The organism is Allobosea sp. 10N428 (genome assembly GCF_056394545.1).
In genome coordinates, this window is sequence record NZ_JBFTIC010000008.1 from 210215 (window position 1) to 225466 (window position 15252).

The 15252-nt window shown below is 61.8% G+C and carries 20 protein-coding genes, 1 pseudogene and 1 other annotated feature; of the genes and pseudogenes, 12 read left to right on the forward strand and 9 right to left on the reverse strand.

The annotated features are described in order from the left end of the window. Window positions 1–162 precede the first annotated feature (162 nt). The 8 genes from AC1DDA_RS22155 (at window position 163) to AC1DDA_RS22190 (ending at window position 6475) form a co-directional block, all read left to right on the forward strand. On the forward strand, window positions 163–516 hold the full coding sequence (locus AC1DDA_RS22155; RefSeq protein ID WP_476797408.1) for a hypothetical protein: 354 nt from the start codon (window positions 163–165) through the stop codon (window positions 514–516). Between the two features lie 122 nt (window positions 517–638). Beyond that, entirely contained in the window at window positions 639–767 is a 129-nt protein-coding gene (locus AC1DDA_RS22160; protein ID WP_476797409.1) for a hypothetical protein, read from the forward strand. Between the two features lies 1 nt (window position 768). Beyond that, window positions 769–1026, forward strand: coding sequence for a hypothetical protein (locus tag AC1DDA_RS22165; protein ID WP_476797410.1), 258 nt, complete (start codon window positions 769–771; stop codon window positions 1024–1026). 318 nt (window positions 1027–1344) lie between these two features. Then, window positions 1345–2304, forward strand: a complete 960-nt coding sequence (locus AC1DDA_RS22170) for a class I mannose-6-phosphate isomerase (protein WP_476797411.1) — start codon at window positions 1345–1347, stop codon at window positions 2302–2304. Then, entirely contained in the window at window positions 2301–4568 is a 2268-nt protein-coding gene (locus AC1DDA_RS22175) for a glycosyltransferase family 4 protein (RefSeq protein ID WP_476797412.1), read from the forward strand. Before AC1DDA_RS22170 ends, AC1DDA_RS22175 begins: the two co-directional genes overlap by 4 nt. Window positions 4569–4607: 39 nt before the next feature. After that, a complete protein-coding gene (locus AC1DDA_RS22180; RefSeq protein WP_476797413.1) occupies window positions 4608–5984 on the forward strand; it encodes a glycoside hydrolase family 130 protein in 1377 nt (458 codons plus the stop codon). Continuing rightward, window positions 5981–6211: a hypothetical protein gene (locus tag AC1DDA_RS22185; protein ID WP_476797414.1), complete on the forward strand. Its 231-nt coding sequence runs from the start codon at window positions 5981–5983 to the stop codon at window positions 6209–6211. Before AC1DDA_RS22180 ends, AC1DDA_RS22185 begins: the two co-directional genes overlap by 4 nt. Before the next feature lie 57 nt (window positions 6212–6268). Beyond that, a complete protein-coding gene (locus AC1DDA_RS22190; protein WP_476797415.1) occupies window positions 6269–6475 on the forward strand; it encodes a hypothetical protein in 207 nt (68 codons plus the stop codon). Between the two features lie 54 nt (window positions 6476–6529). Here the strand turns inward: AC1DDA_RS22190 and AC1DDA_RS22195 are convergent, their stop codons facing one another. The 6 genes from AC1DDA_RS22195 to AC1DDA_RS22220 all read right to left on the reverse strand — a co-directional run bounded on the left by AC1DDA_RS22195 (window position 6530) and on the right by AC1DDA_RS22220 (window position 8558). Next, complete coding sequence (locus AC1DDA_RS22195; RefSeq protein WP_476797416.1) at window positions 6530–6736, reverse strand: DUF4167 domain-containing protein; 207 nt, start codon at window positions 6734–6736, stop codon at window positions 6530–6532. A 13-nt stretch (window positions 6737–6749) separates the two neighbouring features. After that, window positions 6750–6905 carry a hypothetical protein gene (locus tag AC1DDA_RS22200; RefSeq protein ID WP_476797417.1) on the reverse strand — a complete coding sequence of 52 codons (156 nt, stop codon included), beginning with the start codon at window positions 6903–6905 and terminating at the stop codon, window positions 6750–6752. Between the two features lie 269 nt (window positions 6906–7174). Then, window positions 7175–7435: a hypothetical protein gene (locus tag AC1DDA_RS22205; RefSeq protein ID WP_476797418.1), complete on the reverse strand. Its 261-nt coding sequence runs from the start codon at window positions 7433–7435 to the stop codon at window positions 7175–7177. 295 nt (window positions 7436–7730) lie between these two features. Next, a complete protein-coding gene (locus tag AC1DDA_RS22210; protein ID WP_476797419.1) occupies window positions 7731–7973 on the reverse strand; it encodes a hypothetical protein in 243 nt (80 codons plus the stop codon). A gap of 121 nt (window positions 7974–8094) precedes the next feature. Further along, window positions 8095–8364: a DUF1488 family protein gene (locus AC1DDA_RS22215; RefSeq protein WP_476797420.1), complete on the reverse strand. Its 270-nt coding sequence runs from the start codon at window positions 8362–8364 to the stop codon at window positions 8095–8097. After that, window positions 8361–8558, reverse strand: coding sequence for a hypothetical protein (locus AC1DDA_RS22220; protein WP_476797421.1), 198 nt, complete (start codon window positions 8556–8558; stop codon window positions 8361–8363). The genes AC1DDA_RS22215 and AC1DDA_RS22220 overlap by 4 nt, the downstream gene beginning before the upstream one ends. Before the next feature lie 61 nt (window positions 8559–8619). On the opposite strand from AC1DDA_RS22220, the gene AC1DDA_RS22225 reads away from it, so the two are divergent. Next, a protein-coding gene (locus AC1DDA_RS22225) for an IS3 family transposase (RefSeq protein ID WP_476797422.1) occupies window positions 8620–9851 on the forward strand; the annotation gives its coding sequence in 2 pieces (ribosomal slippage) (window positions 8620–8911 and window positions 8911–9851; 1233 coding nt in all). After that, window positions 8904–9020, forward strand: a sequence feature (AL1L pseudoknot). (Overlaps the previous gene by 117 nt.) Before the next feature lie 129 nt (window positions 9852–9980). Here the strand turns inward: AC1DDA_RS22225 and AC1DDA_RS22230 are convergent. After that, entirely contained in the window at window positions 9981–10106 is a 126-nt protein-coding gene (locus tag AC1DDA_RS22230; protein ID WP_457928295.1) for a hypothetical protein, read from the reverse strand. 502 nt (window positions 10107–10608) lie between these two features. On the opposite strand from AC1DDA_RS22230, the gene AC1DDA_RS22235 reads away from it, so the two are divergent. After that, the gene (locus AC1DDA_RS22235; protein WP_476797423.1) at window positions 10609–10830 is read left to right on the forward strand and encodes a hypothetical protein; all 222 of its coding nucleotides are present in this window, start codon (window positions 10609–10611) and stop codon (window positions 10828–10830) included. 127 nt (window positions 10831–10957) lie between these two features. Here the strand turns inward: AC1DDA_RS22235 and trhA are convergent, their stop codons facing one another. After that, window positions 10958–11620 (reverse strand): PAQR family membrane homeostasis protein TrhA, encoded by a 663-nt coding sequence (trhA, locus tag AC1DDA_RS22240; RefSeq protein ID WP_476797424.1) that lies wholly within the window; start codon window positions 11618–11620, stop codon window positions 10958–10960. Between the two features lie 281 nt (window positions 11621–11901). Between trhA and AC1DDA_RS22245 the strand changes: the two are divergent. Further along, window positions 11902–12922: pseudogene (locus tag AC1DDA_RS22245) on the forward strand (IS110 family RNA-guided transposase). Window positions 12923–13334: 412 nt separating this feature from the next. Here AC1DDA_RS22245 and AC1DDA_RS22250 read toward each other — a convergent pair. Then, window positions 13335–14141: a transglutaminase-like domain-containing protein gene (locus tag AC1DDA_RS22250; protein ID WP_476797425.1), complete on the reverse strand. Its 807-nt coding sequence runs from the start codon at window positions 14139–14141 to the stop codon at window positions 13335–13337. 1027 nt (window positions 14142–15168) lie between these two features. On the opposite strand from AC1DDA_RS22250, the gene AC1DDA_RS22255 reads away from it, so the two are divergent. Continuing rightward, the coding region (locus AC1DDA_RS22255; RefSeq protein ID WP_476796546.1) for a transposase at window positions 15169–15252 on the forward strand (84 nt) is incomplete at its 3' end.

Consider the following 15252-nt stretch of genomic DNA (forward strand, 5'->3'; position numbering starts at 1 on the left):
GCAGCTGAATCGGCATTTTAGGGATCGCGGACTCACATAAATCGGGAGGCGAAAATAATATTCGATCTCGTCTTCGTGAGAAAAATAAACAGAATTATTTTCTATTTCTGTGCTACATTATTTCACGGGAGGTTTCTCTTCCGCAATTCGGAAGGATTCTCCATGAAATTCCCCTCTCAAACCAAACCTGCCATCTGGGGTGCCGTTGGCGGCGCTATTGCTCTCACCGTTGTCGGCTTTACCTGGGGTGGGTGGTCGACGGCTTCGTCGAGCGAACGCGTGGCGAAGCTCAGGGCTGAGAATGCCGTTGTCGCGGCCTTGTCTCCGATCTGCGTGAGCAACTTTCAGAAGCAACCCAATGTCGATGCCGCTCTCGCAGAACTGAAGAAAATCAGTTCGTGGAGCCAGGGCGATTTCATCGCCAAGGGCGGCTGGGCAACGATGATCGGCAGCACGTCACCGGACTCGGCGGTCGCCAAGGCCTGCGCCGAAACGCTCGGCATGTCCAAGACCTGAGACGATCGTAACGGCGACAGCCGCACCGAGCGATCTCGCTCGACGATCATGAACCATTCCGCGTGAGCAGCGCGGAGATGGTGGCGTTCATGTCGCCTCCTGCTCGGCAAGAGGAGTTTCATATGGCCAAGGGACAGATGCGCGGCAATCGGGAAGCCAAGAAGCCCAAGAAGAAAAAGGAAGCAGCGGCAGTGCCAAAGGGCCTTCCGGTGACGCTCGAACTTGCAGGAAAGCCGAAGAAGAAGAGTTGACGTGAACATTCGTAGCCGGGAAACCACCGTCACGTTCAGGAAGCCGTTCAGGCTGAGCGCGATAGACCATATGCAGCCTGCCGGCACTTACCGCGTTGTGGTCGACGAGGAGGAGATTCCAGCCACCTCGTTCCTGGCCTATCGCCAGATCGCCACCATGCTGCACACACCGTCGCTGTCTTCGCCTGGCAGCTCCCAGGTGTTCACGGTGAGCCCGGGCGAGCTAGCCAGTGCCTTGGAGGCAGACATCGGCGCTTAGACGGCGCCGACGAGAAGGGCCGCGCGCCGGCCTCCGCGGACCCGGCAAATGCGATATCGCGCAGCGGGTGAGCTCGACGCCTCATTCCGCCATCGCGCGTTTTAATCCCGCGTCGAGCGACCCGATCGATACGATCACTCGGAAAATTGCTCTAAAAATCAGGGGTGCATCTGGCGCCCTTCTGGCACGTGCAAGCCACGCTATGCCGCTCGCGATCCGTGATTGCCTGCGCCAGCGCCCCGCTAACCGCCGCAGCCCAAGGCTGCCGCGCAGCCATACGTCGGTCGATTTCCGACCGAACGAACCAGGAGCCCTATAATGGCGCTCGAACAAGCCTGCATAGAGATGATTCCCAAGCCTTGGGGATCGACTGATCTCCTACCCTGGGGCGGAGCAGAACATCCCAGCGTCCCGATCGGCGAGCTCTGGTTCCAGCGCTGCAATAAGGAAGCTCCAGAGCCCGCCTTGCTGCTCAAACTCCTGTTCACGCAGGAGCCCTTGTCGATCCAGGTGCACCCGGACGATGTTGCCGCCCATGGGATGGGGTTGCCGCGCGGTAAGACCGAAGCCTGGTACATCCTGTCCGCCGCATCCGACGCCACAGTAGGAGTCGGTCTCGAGGCGGTCGCCACCCCGGAGCAATTGCGGGGGGCCATTGCCGATGGCTCGATCGCCCAGCTTGTCGCCTGGCATAAGCCGCACGCGGGGGAGGTCATCGCCGTCCCGGCCGGGACGATCCACGCGATCGGCGCAGGTCTCGTGCTCGCCGAGATCCAGCAGCGCAGCGACACGACGTTCCGGCTTTTCGACCACGGCCGTGCCCGCGAACTGCACATCGAACAAGGCGTTGAGGTCGCTCATGCAGGCCCCACGAAACGAACCGTGCCGCCGCGGCGCCTGAGCGACGTCCGGACCCTGCTCGTCGCAAACCCCTACTTCGTCTTCGAGCGGATCGACCTGCCTGCCGGATCGATCTGGGAGCTCGACGCGCGATGCGAGACCTGGCTGGTCGCTATCGCCGGCGCTGCCACGATCGGCGCGCTTCAAATCGGCGTCGGTCAGGGCTGCTTCGTCGAGGCTCAGAGCGTGCGCATCGTGCCGGGCGAAGCCGGCCTGTCCTGCCTCGTCGCCTATGACGCCGCCGCACCCAGTCGCGATCTCCTGCGCCGTGTCGACGGCGACGGCATGCCCCCATTCCGCGAGACGGTTTCACTGCCGACAGGGCCGCCGCAGGCCGTTTTGAATTCGCCAGTTCCGTCCAAGGAGGCACGATCATGAGCCCGACCAAACGCATCGCCTTGATCGGCAACTCGCTGCCCCGCCGCTGCGGGATCGCGACCTTCACCACCGATCTGCAGCAGGCGATCGCCTCCTCCGATGTCGACACCTCCATCGTCGCCATGAACGACCATCTCGACGGCTACGACTACCCGTTCTCCGTCCACTGCCAGATCGCCGAGGACCGGCTCGAGGACTATGCGCGTGCCGCCGATTTTCTGAACGAGGGCCGCTTCGACGTCGTCTGCCTCCAGCACGAGTTCGGCATCTTCGGTGGTGAGGCCGGGAGCCATATCATGGCGCTGCTGTCCCGCCTGACCATGCCCGTGGTCACGACGCTCCACACCGTCCTGTCCGAACCCGATGCTGCGCAGCGCGACGTGATGGAACGGATCGTCGATGCCTCGGCCCGCGTGGTCGTCATGGCGGAGAAAGCCCGCGACCTGCTCCGAACCGTCTATCGTCTGCCGGCGGACAAGATCGAGGTGATCGCTCACGGCATTCCCGAATTCGCCTTTGTCGAGCCCGATGAGGCCAAGGAGCGACTGGGCTTTGGCGGTCACTCCGTCATCCTGACCTTCGGCCTTCTGTCACCCAACAAGGGCATCGAGGTGATGATCGACGCAATGCCCTCGATTCTGAGGCGGCGCCCCGACGTGATCTATGTCGTTCTGGGCGCGACACATCCCCATCTCGTCCGCGAGCATGGCGAGGCCTATCGCGCAAGCCTGATGGCCCGTGTAAGCGAGCTCGGGGTCGAGGATCACGTCGTCTTCCTCGACCAGTTCGTCGATCAGGCGACGCTGCTGGGCTTCATCGCGATGTGCGATGTCTATGTCACGCCCTATCTCAACGAGGCGCAGATGACGTCGGGCACGCTGTCCTACAGTTTCGGGCTGGGCAAGGCGGTGGTTTCGACGCCCTATTGGCATGCCAGGGAATTGCTCGCCGACGGGCGTGGCATCCTCGTGCCTTTCGGCGACGTCGTCGCCATCGGTAACGAGATCGCGGGTCTGCTGACCGATGCGCCCCGGCGCCAGGCCATGAGGCTGCGCGCCTATGCGAGCAGTCGCTCGATGACCTGGGAGCGGACCGCGAAACGCTATCTCGCCGCCTTCAAGACGGCCCGCCGAGGCCGTGTGCTGAGCGCTGTTGCGGGCTCAAGCCAGCCGAGGGCCCTGCCGGCAGTGGCGCCGCCACCGGAGATGCAGACCGGCCACCTCCTGTCCATGTGCGACGATACCGGGTTGTTCCAGCATGCCGTCCATTCCGTGCCGGACCGCTCGCATGGCTATTGCGTCGATGACAATGCCCGCGCTCTGCTCCTCGCCAATGCTTTGAACGGCGTAGGCGAGACGCGTTTGCCGGACGCGCTCACGGCGCGTTTCGCCTCCTTCATCCAGCACGCCTGGAATCCCGATCGGCGGCGCTTCCGCAATTTCATGAGCTTCGATCGGCGCTGGCTCGAGGAAATCGGGTCGGAAGATAGCCACGGGCGCACGCTCTGGGCGCTCGGCATCTGCGCGCGTGACGATGCGAGCGTTTCGCGGCGGCGATGGGCGGCGGCCCTGTTTGTCGAGGCTCTGCCCGCCATCGAGCGTTTCAGTTCCCCGCGTGCCTGGGCCTTTGCCTTGCTGGGCCTCGACGCTCATTGCACGACGGCGGTGGCTGCGTCCTTGCGCACGCTTCTCGCCGACCGCTTGCTCGGCCTCATCTCGGCGGTCGAAACGCCGGACTGGGTCTGGTTCGAGGAGGGGCTCTCCTACGACAATGCGCGCCTATCCCAGGCCCTGATCGCGACGGGATTGGCGGCGAAGGTGCCGGCCTATGTCGAGGCCGGCCTGCGTTCGCTGCGTTGGCTCACGCATCTCCAGACGACGCGGGCCGGCCTGTTCAGGCCGGTCGGCTCGGAAAGCTTCGGCGACAGGCGCAGCTCTCCGAAGGCTTTCGACCAGCAACCGCTGGAGGCGACGGCCGCGATTTCGGCCTACCTCGCAGCCTGGCGCGCCGACGGCGATCCGCAATGGCGCAACGAAGCTGCCCGCGCTTTCGCCTGGTTCCTGGGCGACAACGATCTCTCCGCGCCTCTGGTCGACCTGGACACCGGTGCCTGCCGTGACGGTCTCCATCGCGATCGGCCGAATGAGAACCGTGGCGGTGAATCCGTAGTATCGTACCTGCTCAGCCTCGCCGAGATTCGCCAGCTTGCCCGCGTCAGCGGGGATCGCCCGAAACTGGCGCCGCTTCGGGCCTTGCACGCCTGAGCCTTCGGCGGCCTTGCTCAAAACAGATCGGCGGACGCCTTGTCCCAGCACAGTTTCCTGAACCGACAGACCCTGTACCTGCATCCCGACCCGTCTCGGGTCGTCGTGCGTCGGTTCGGCCCTGCAGGCGAGCCCAGGGATTTCAATCCTGCCGAGAAGGCGAAGGCGAACCACATCGTCGAGCGGGTTCTGTCGCTCGCCCCGGAGAAGGCGGCGAACCTTCTTGCCGAGGTTCTGGAAAATTTCAACGGCCGGCACCGCAACCTGCTGGCGAGGTTCGAGACGCGTGCCGATGAGATGGAGGATGCCTTCGCCGCTCACGGCGCCTTCACCAAGGTCCAGCGCCAGCTGGTTGGGGCCTATTTCCTGCACGAGTATTCGTTCGAGGCGGCCGCGCTTTTCAACCCGAGCATCATCGCGCATCCTGACCAGTCCAATGCTCCAGCTGGCGGGCTTCGCTTCATCCTCAGCGTTCGCGCCGTCGGAGAGGGGCACATCTCGTCCCTGACGTTCCGCTCCGGGTCGATCGCGACCGGCGGCGAGGTCAGCGTCGACCCGACCTCGCGCCTGGCGACGATCGCCACCCTGCACAATCGCATGGCGCGGCTCGATGGCGAGGATGTCGAGGTCGCCTTCGCAGCCGACAGCGACATCAGCGAGCGGGTGATCTTTCCCGTGACCGCGTCGCAGTCGAACGGCATCGAGGATGCGCGTTTCGTCGCGTTCGAGGAGGATGACGGCATCGTCTATCGCGCCACCTATACGGCCTATGACGGTAGGTCGATCCGCTCGGAGCTGATCGAGACCCGCGACTTCCTGTCGTTTCGGCTGTCGCCGTTGCGCGGCTCCGCCGCCGTGAACAAGGGCATGGCGCTGTTTCCGCGCAAGCTCGGCGGGCGCTATGCGATGATCTCCCGGCAGGACAATGAGAACCTCCACCTGATCTATTCGGATGATCTCCTGACCTGGAACGGCGGGGTCGCGATCCTGAAGCCGCAATACCCATGGGAGTTCGTGCAGATCGGCACCTGCGGCTCGCCGATCGAACTCGACGAAGGCTGGCTGCTCTTGATCCACGGCGTCGGGGCAGTCCGAAAATATACGATCGGTGCGGTTCTGCTCGACAAGGCGGACCCTTCGAAAGTGCTGGGGCGCCTGCGGCAGCCTTTCGTCCAGCCCGAGCCTTCGGAACGGGAAGGCTATGTGCCGAACGTCGTCTATACCTGCGGTGCGCTGCGGCACGGCGACACGATTGTCCTGCCCTATGCGGTCTCGGACACCTTCTGCCATTTCGCCACGGTAAAGATCGCTCCGCTGCTGGAAGCAATGGAACCGGGCTGCGCAGTCACAAATGCGCCCGGCAAAGACAAGCGGCTTCTCGCCGGGCAACTCACTCTCGAAAGCGAAAAGCCATGACCGAGCGTCCCATCAAGGTCGGCGACACCGTGCGCCTGTCGTTCGGCTTCGCCGATCGCTCCGGAGAGGGCGATTACGAGATTATTCGCGTAATGCCGGCGCGGGAGAGCGGTGAGCGCCATTACCGGGTTCGAGGGATCGATGGCCACGAGAGGGCGATCGGTCACAACCAGATCATCGTTTCAAAAGCAAAGGCTAAATCGCCGGTATCCGGCTCTCAAGGATGATCCGGAGCGATGACCGGGCGGAGCGGCAGCTGTAGCCGCGCATCAGGAGGAAGCAGAATGACCGAGCATTCAAAATCCCGGACCCAGGTGGAGGCTGCGTTCCTGAAGACGCAGACCCAATCGCTGTCGCGGAATCGCCTTCTGTCGGAGACAGAAAGCCTCAACCAGGAGCGCGACGCGAAGACGGCCCGGCTGAAGGAACAGCGGCTGCGCAAGGAGGCTGACGAGCGCTCAGATCGCGCGACAATTCCGTCGAGAACCTAGCGTGAAGCCGCTGGGCCTTCTACGCGGCATCGCAATTTTCGATCGTAAGCCCTTCTAAGCGGCTTGGTTGTTCAACAGGCGACGATAGTGATCAGCCTGCTGATGGAATCGCTCGGCTTCGACCTTGTCGCCGATCATTTCCGAGCCGCGGGCGAGGATCAGCGTGCGCTCGTATTGTGACTGAAGGTCGGGCCGCCCGTGGGGGGCCTCAACTCTGCCCCAGCTATCGTGAGCGCGTAGCTTGCGATGATTCACGGTCATGCTTCTTCTCCCCTCAGCCCAGGATCTGGGCAACGATCTCACGCAATTCAGCGCGCGAGAGACCGCCGGAAACGGGATTGCAGATCGGCGCAGGGCGTGGAGACAGGGGTGCCGGCGCTGCCTTGTCGATACGGTGTTCATTTTTGTTTTTGTCGATGATCTTATTCATAAGAACCCCATGGCGCGCGGCTGCGCCGCGCAACGTGTCAGGCAGCCGACACAATGCCGGCAGCGGATACCGCAAAGCGTTGAGCTATGTCGAAAGAGAAAAGAAGTCGGGCAATACGCGAATTCGCGATGCCAGATAGACGATTCCGTCGATCATCTTCTATTAGACGATCATTGTCGCCGTTTGACGTTCCGCGAGACCAAATCGAGCCGGAGCGAGCTTCGAACAATCCAGGGGCAGGTTGAAAGCGTTCGACCCGCGAGTGTCTTTCAAGCGACCTGATTGAACTCAGGTAATGGGCACCCCCCGACGGCCATATAACTGTTCGTCCAGTTGGTAACGGCGAGTTCAACCGCTATGCCGTCTTCACATTGAAGGAGAATTTTGTAGCAAAACTCGCTCGGATCGACAGTTTCCGTATCGCAGATCAGATATCCGACCCAATGATGCTCCTGATGCGTGCCAAACTGATATTTGGCGGGCAGCCTTCGACCACTGCGTAAAGTGACCGAACCGGTTCCGTTGAGCATGGGTTGTGTCTCCGTTGAGTGGCGTCACAGGCGCCACGACGGTCATTTCCAGAAGCGGTATGGAGACAACTGTAGCTGAACAGCGCGCCCTTTCGCCGAACATAGCAAGTCACGTTTCAGGCATGAAGCATCGGCGCCGGCCGGCATCTCCGCGCAATACGCGGCGGATCCGCCTAATTCGCTGCAGAGACTTGCGGTCACGAAGCAAAGGAAATCGCGCGCCCCCGTCGTGGGACAGGACGATCCCCGCAAGCGGCGGCCGTGCCAACGACTTTGGCGACGATCGACATCCGCCTCAGGGCCGGTTCGCGTAGGGAGGCACATCGATGAGCGTCCCGATCAGGCGGAGCAAGGCTTGTCGCTCGGGGCGATCCGTCATTCCGGAGCCGAGAAAGACTCCCAATTCGATATGCGACAGCTGGCCGCCTCCCGGACCGTTCGGTTGATGGATCACGAAGGCTGCGCCGCTCGTCGGCTCCCGCCCCAGAAACCAACAGTCACCGGTGGGGCTGCGATATAGCTCTCGCCGTTCGCTCATGATCTCGCGTGCTCCTGCGATTGACGATGGCTGGACAAACGCGAAGTCGCCACGTGAGACAGGCCGAAGTCCACGCTGTCCTCGCCGGCCCTTTACGCGCAGCCGAAAGCTCCGGCCCTTGCTAGCGGAAGTCGCCGGCCGAGAGCCGATGATAGCCCCCGCGCTTCTTCAGATAGGCGGAGCGAGCGGCCTGCAATATGGCTGAGCGATTGAGGTCGAACGCGACCAGGAACGACCCCTCGCTTCCGTCGATGACAGCGGGACTTAAAGTCCGCAGAACATCGAGCTCGATCTGGAACATCACTTCCAATGACGCCTCGGAACCCCAGAAGCTCACGCAACCGCAGCTAGGTTCGTAACGCCGGATCGAGTTGGGAAAATCGAGGCTCATGATCTGCGCCCTCCGCCAAGACGCGCCAGCTCAGCCTGACAGGCATCGACATGGCGCCGCTTCCGCTTCTTTCGCAGCCAGATGCCAACGGGAAACGCGATCAGCGAACCAACAACAATGAACGACAAGTGGGAGATCAGAGATAGGTCATAAAACCTGCCCGCTCCCCACATGCCGACGCTGAAGAGCGCCATGCCGATCATTCTGAACCGCCCCGGGTTTGTCGGAGGCTCCAACTCCTGAGAAGGTGGAGCCATGACGAGCAAGACGACGAACAAGTTCTCGCCTGAGGTGCGTGCCCGCGCGGTGCGGATGGTGCTGGATCACGAGGCCGAGCATCCGTCACGCTGGGCGGCGATCACGTCGATCGCGGGCAAGATCGGCTGCACGGCGCAGACGCTGAACGAGTGGGTGAAGAAGGCCGAGGTCGACAGCGGCCGCAAGCCTGGGCTGACGACGGACATGGCGGCCAAGCTCAAGGCTCTCGAACGCGAGAACCGGGAGCTTCGGCAGGCGAACGAGATCCTGCGCAAGGCATCGGCGTATTTTGCCCAGGCGGAGCTCGACCGCCGACACCGGTCATGATCGCGTTCATCGACGCTCACCGCGGGGCCTATGGGGTCGAGCCGATCTGCAAGGTGCTGCCGATCGCCCCTTCCACCTACCATGAGCATGTGACCAAGCGGGCCGATCCCGGGAAGCTGTCGGCTCGGGCGAAGCGGGACGCGGCTTTGTTGCCTGAGATTGCCCGCGTGTTTGCCGAGAACTTCGAGGTCTATGGCGTGCGCAAGGTCTGGCGGCAGATGATGCGCGAGGGGTTCGACGTTGCCCGTTGCACTGTCGAACGCCTGATGAGCGACCTTGGCCTGCAAGGTGTCATTCGCGGCAAGCCAAACCGCACGACCGTTCAGGACAAGGCCGCGCCGTGCCCGCTCGACCATGTCAACCGGGTGTTCCATGCGCCGGCGCCGAACCGGCTCTGGGTCTCAGACTTTACCTACGTCTCGACCTGGTCGGGCTTCGTCTACGTTGCCTTCGTGATCGACGCCTATGCTCGGCGGATCGTCGGTTGGAGGGTATCGCGGACGGCACATGCGGGCTTCGTGCTCGACGCGTTGGAGCAGGCGCTGCACGAGCGCCGACCTGTGCAACGCGGTGGGCTGGTGCATCACTCGGATCGCGGCTCGCAATATGTCAGCATCCGCTATACCGAGCGCCTCGGAGAGGCGGGTATCGAGCCCTCCGTCGGAAGTGTGGGCGACAGCTATGACAACGCTCTCGCCGAGACGATCAACGGCCTCTACAAGGCCGAGTTGATCCATCGGCGCGGGCCGTGGCGATCCTTCGAGGCCGTCGAATTCGCGACGCTGACCTGGGTCGACTGGTTCAACAACCGCCGCCTGCTGGAGCCCATCGGCAACATCCCGCCGGCCGAAGCCGAGGAACGCTACTACGCCATGCTGGACGAGCCAGCCATCGCGGCGTGACTCAAACCAAATGGCCTCCGGCGAACCCGGGGCGGTTCATTCCATAGATTAGCGCCGACGCCTCCGGCGCCGGAGCATAGCCAGCGGTTGCAAGCCGAGCCTTTTCCAGGTGCGGTTCCATGGGAGACATCATTTCAGCACGAGTGCGAAGACCAGTGCGAATGCGGCGATGAGGCCGCCATGCGCGAACCAAACCAGATAGCGGTCTGCGGCCCAAACGCGATAAATGAACCAGTGCCCGGAAACATTTGTCATAGCTGGGCTCCGTTTGGCCCAGATCGGGGCGCGTCGCGCAAATGCTCTGAAGTAAAATCCCGATGCGTTTCGAGACTGCCTTAAAATGGTGCGCGTAAGATGCTCTTACAAGGCAAGGATTCGTGCGGCTTCGTATTATTTCGAAGCTAGCGATTATAATTGTATTTCATGAGCGCTAGATCGATCTTTTGATCGAGAATATGTCACTTGAGGCCTCAATTTGTCATGCGGGCTGGTGCCGAGCGCCGCCGGCAAAGATGAGATGAGGCTCCAACTGAAGATCACTTCCTAGAACGCGGATGTCTGGCCGCAGGATGTCGCCAACTTCCGCTTCTGGCGCGACACTATCTCAACGCATGGAGCAACGGTTCAGAACAGATCTGAGATTGAAGCGAAGGCGTTCAACCGCTCTCGGCAATAGAACCGCCTTAATTTTTGATATTGCCGGCGAGCTCCGCCTTCATAAAATCCCCGATGAGAGAAACCCCTCGGAGGAAGGAGCGTGCCGTTCTCGTCGTTGAGTGATCCGGTTGACCTCGGCCGGGCGCAGGCGGCCCTGGAGGCCGCGTGGAACGAAGTCAGATCGACCATTCCTGATGCGTTTGATGAGCGAGGGCGAACCGGGCTGGCCTACATCGTGGCTGCGCTGGTGGCGATCGCCGAAGATGAAGATGACCTGGCGCGGCGAGCTGTCGAACGATACCGGCGATCTGCTGCTGCTTGAAGGCGACGCGGCCTCTCGTGGAGCCTACCCATTGAGGGCCTGAGCCCTGCTAATGCGCGAAGAGCTTTGGCAGATCGTCGAAGGGATGCTGGGATGAGGGCCGCTGGCTGTCCGTGGCGACCACAGCTCACGCAGCCGGCGCTATCGCATACGCCCGAAACACGGCTCCATAGAAGCAGCCGGAAGCCACCAGAACGAAGCCGTGCCAGATCGCATTCTGGAACGGCAGGCTTTCCCAGATATGGAAGATGACGCCGATCGAGTAGAGGATGCCGCCTGCGACGATCAGCCAGAGGGTGGTTGCGGGCAGGAGGCTAACGCTCTCCCAGATCAGGAGGCCGCTCCATCCGATCAGCAGATAGAGCGCGATCGACAGGCGGTCGAACCGGCCGGGCAAAACCACTTTGATCGCGACGCCGGCAGCGGCCGCGAGCCACACGATGACGAGCAGAACCTGGGCGAAAATGCTTCCACCCAGCTTCATCAGGAACGGGGTGTAGGTGCCGGCTATCAGCACGTAGATCGCCGAATGGTCGAAACGCCTGATGAACCATTTGCGCGGTGAGATCGGCCACATGTTGTAGGTGGCCGAGACGATCAGAACTGCGAGGAGCGCGGCGCCATAGATCGAAACGGGGAGGAGGTCGAACAGCGGCGCGCTGTTGGCGACCTGGACGATCAACGTCGCGACGGCCCCTAGCCCCAGGACAACGCCGAGGACATGGATCACGCCGTCAGCCCAGAGCTCGGCGCGCTTGAAGGCGAAACGTCCTACGATGGGAACGTTCACAGCGTTTCCTAACGTGTCGGCAGGTGGAGTTGGTTTGGCACCTACCGCGAGCCTGTGTCATCTCAATGTCGGCGTGCAAGAGCGCGTTCTCCCGGATGTCCGCGGCGATGGATCTGAAGAAGAAGTAGAACTTCTTTGAGACCGGCATCAGTGGGAATAATTCGCCGAAGCCCACCCGAATATCTGCTTGCGGGCCGACACTCAGTGTCCGGAAGTGATGCTGTGGACGGCTCTCCACCCCTGCGGGAGCCTAAGCTCCTGCAACGCAGGAGGAGAGCGTCATGTTCAAGGCCGTCACAGTCCGTCTAGATATCGCCAAGTCGGTTTTTCAAGTTCACGGGGTGGATGTCGATGGGGGAGTTGCAGTCCGTCGGCAGCTCCGGCGGTCGCAGGTCTTGCCGTTTTTCGCCAAGCTGCCGGCGTGCCTCATTGGCATTGAAGCCTGCGCTACGAGGCACTATTGGGCCCGCGAGCTCGGCGAGCTGGGCCACCAGGTTAAGCTCATACCGCCGAGCTATGTGAAGCCGTACGTGAAGCGGCAAAAGAATGATGCTGCCGACGCCGAGGCGATCTGCGAGGCCGTGACCCGGCCGACGATGCGCTTCGTGGAGGTGAAGAGCCCTGAGCAGCAAAGTGTGATGGTGCTGCACAGAGTTCGGCTGACTTTGATCCGCCAACGCATCCAGCTGTCCAACACGATCCGGGGGCACATGGCTGAGTTCGGCTTGGTGGCGCCGATCGGGCGCGAGGGGATGCAACAGCTGATCAGGTTGGTGGAAGAGAGCGATTCACGCGTGCCGGATGAGGCAAGGGTTTGCCTTGTGTTTCTGATTGCCCAACTGCAGCTGGTGAACCTACAGATGCTGGAGACTGATCGACGGATTAGGACCAGCGCACGATCCACCGAAGTCGGCCGCAGGCTTATGGTCCAGGCGTCGGGCCGCTGCTGGCCAGCGCCCTGGTCGCGACGGTGGCTAATCCGACAGCCTTCAAATCCGGCCGTAACCTGGCCGCCTGGATCGGGCTCGTGCCGAAGCAGAACTCAAGCGGCGGCAAGGACCGATTGGCCGGGATAACTAAGCAAGGCGACCGCTATCTGCGGCAGCTCCTGGTCGTCGGCGCCCTGGCCGTGGTTCGCTACGCCGACGACACGGGACCCGCCGGCCGTGGCTCGTTCAATTGCTGGCCAAGCGACCGACGAAGGTGGCGACGGTGGCCTTGGCCAACAAGATCGCCCGGATCGCTTGGGCCATCATGACCCGCGGCGAAAGCTACCGCGAACCGGAGCCGGCTGCCGCGTAGATCAGCGCTAAGGCGTCGACAAACTTGGGAAGGGCACCGACGGACTAACGCATCCAGCCGGTCGATACCGAAGGACAGGAAAACCCTCTTGCGCCACAGCGCCTCCAATCGCGCGGAATTGGTCGGGACCCGTCCTCGCGGAAGGTATTATGGCCAGCGGCTTTATTTGCCGCACCAACAGGTCGAACACATGGCCGCACCGACCAGCGTTGCCGCAGTCCAACTAACCGTTGCCAACGGAGAGCCGTCCACACATGGCGCAAACTTGCCTCGCAATCGCGCGCCGGCGAGTCCAACTTGGATCGACAGACGATGCCTGAGCAGACGGCCAACGTCCGCTTCCAGGCGGTGTCCCAACGTCCGCTGCTGGCGCGCTTCTTAGACATCTCTAGTTGGCCAATTTCGTCGCTCGCTACACTACCTCCTCGGTCCAGACCTTAAAACCTATCAACGTGTTCGGCCCGAACGTGGTGGCGATGGCGACATCGGCGGCGTCACGACCGCGCGCGATCAGCACACGGCCGATGCGCGGCACGTTGTTGCGTGGGTCGAACATTTGCCAGCCACCTTCGAGGTAGGCCTCGAAGGACGCCGCGAAATCGCCGGGCGGGTAAGGCGGCGGGGTGCCGGCATCACCGAGATAGCAGGTGCAATAGCGCGCGGGGATATTCATCGCCCGGCAGAAAGCGATGGCGAGATGGGCGTAGTCGCGGCAGACGCCGCGGCCTTCACGATAGGCGTCGGTCGCCGTGCGGGTCACGCTGGCATCGTTGTAGTTAAAGGCGATGCGCTGGTTGACGAAGTCGCAGATTGCCTGAACGCGCGGCGCGCCCGGCCGGGCATGGCCGAAGAGCTGCCAGGCCAGATCAAGCAGGCGGTCACTGTCGCAGAACCGGCTCGCCAATAGGAAGACAAGGCTTTCCTCCGGTAGCCGTTCGACCGGCACCTGGCCGGCGTTGAGGTCGTGGCTTTCGGGAAGGCCGCTATCGGAGATGATCGCGTCTGCGGTGATCCGCATGAGCCCCTGCGGGGCCAGCAGCCGCGTGCACCAGTTGCCGAAGCCGTCACGGTAGGCACTGACGGGAACCGAAGGCCGAATCCGGATATGGTCGGGTTCGGCAAGGTCAGAGACCCGGCTGAAATGCACGTTCAGCATCAGGATGACGGGTGTCGGTTGCGGAAAATCGTAGTCGAGCTCGTAGCCGATTTTGAGTTTCACGCGGTTCCTTCTGCGCGATCATTGCGCGCCAACACTGGCTGGCCCGTTGACCAGACAGACCATCATGCATGTTCCCGGCTACGGCGATATAGGCTGCCTTGATCTGATACACGGGAGCCGCCTCGGCCATGTCCATTTTCAAACATGGGGTTATAAAAGAACATATGGTATAGTATTGTTTAGTATTCGTGCTCGACATCTGGTGGGCACGTAATTCTGATGAACGGACCTATTAATCCTTAGCGCGAGCACGGGCGCAAGCCCTTGTTTTCGCTGGGGCGTTAGCCGCCAACAAGGAATGAAGGTGCTATTCTTCATCCCCTATTGGTGAGCTTGAGGGCCCGGGATCGGGGAAACACAGTCAAAGTTCTCGCTGTGGCTCCTGGCAGATGCTGGGAAGGTCTGCTTCATGGCAACTGAGATCAATATGCGTCGGGCTAGAGCGGCGGCACTACACGGCTCGCTAATGGGCATCGGCGCGATCCTGGTGAATGCCTATCGCTTCATCGCGAGTATCAGCCTTTGACGCGGGCAGAAAAATTCAGCAGCCGCCTCTTGCCAACTTTACCCGAGCCTCCCATCTCGGCCGGGCGACGTTGAATCTGATCAATTCAACTGACCCCTTTTGATAGAAAACGCTAGCTCACGCTCCTCGTAAAACGCCGCAAACGCTCTCTCGCAAACGACACTCCGCAAAACGCGCCAACGCACCAGCTCATCAACGCACCACAGAACCCAACGCACCAAAGCACAGCTCGCAAACGACACTCCGCAAAGCATCCAGCGCAAGACTCACAAACTCGGAATACCGGTAGCGCCCGCAATGCGCATTGCGCCGTCGCCGTAGGACTACACGCTGGTATCCGGATGCCGAACACTAATCCTTTTTGAAGGGTTCTGTCGGCCGGCGAACCTGGAGACCCTATCATGGGCTTTCGGCTCGCTTTCGAACTGCAGATGAGCTCTGACCTGAGACCCTGATCTTCCTCCAGATTTGAGTAGAGTCCGTCGATCATGGAGACGGACGATGCGCCCCTCACGATTCACGGAAGAGCAGATCATTGGGATGCTGAAGGAGCAGGAGGCTGGAGCGGCGACGGCTGATGTCTGC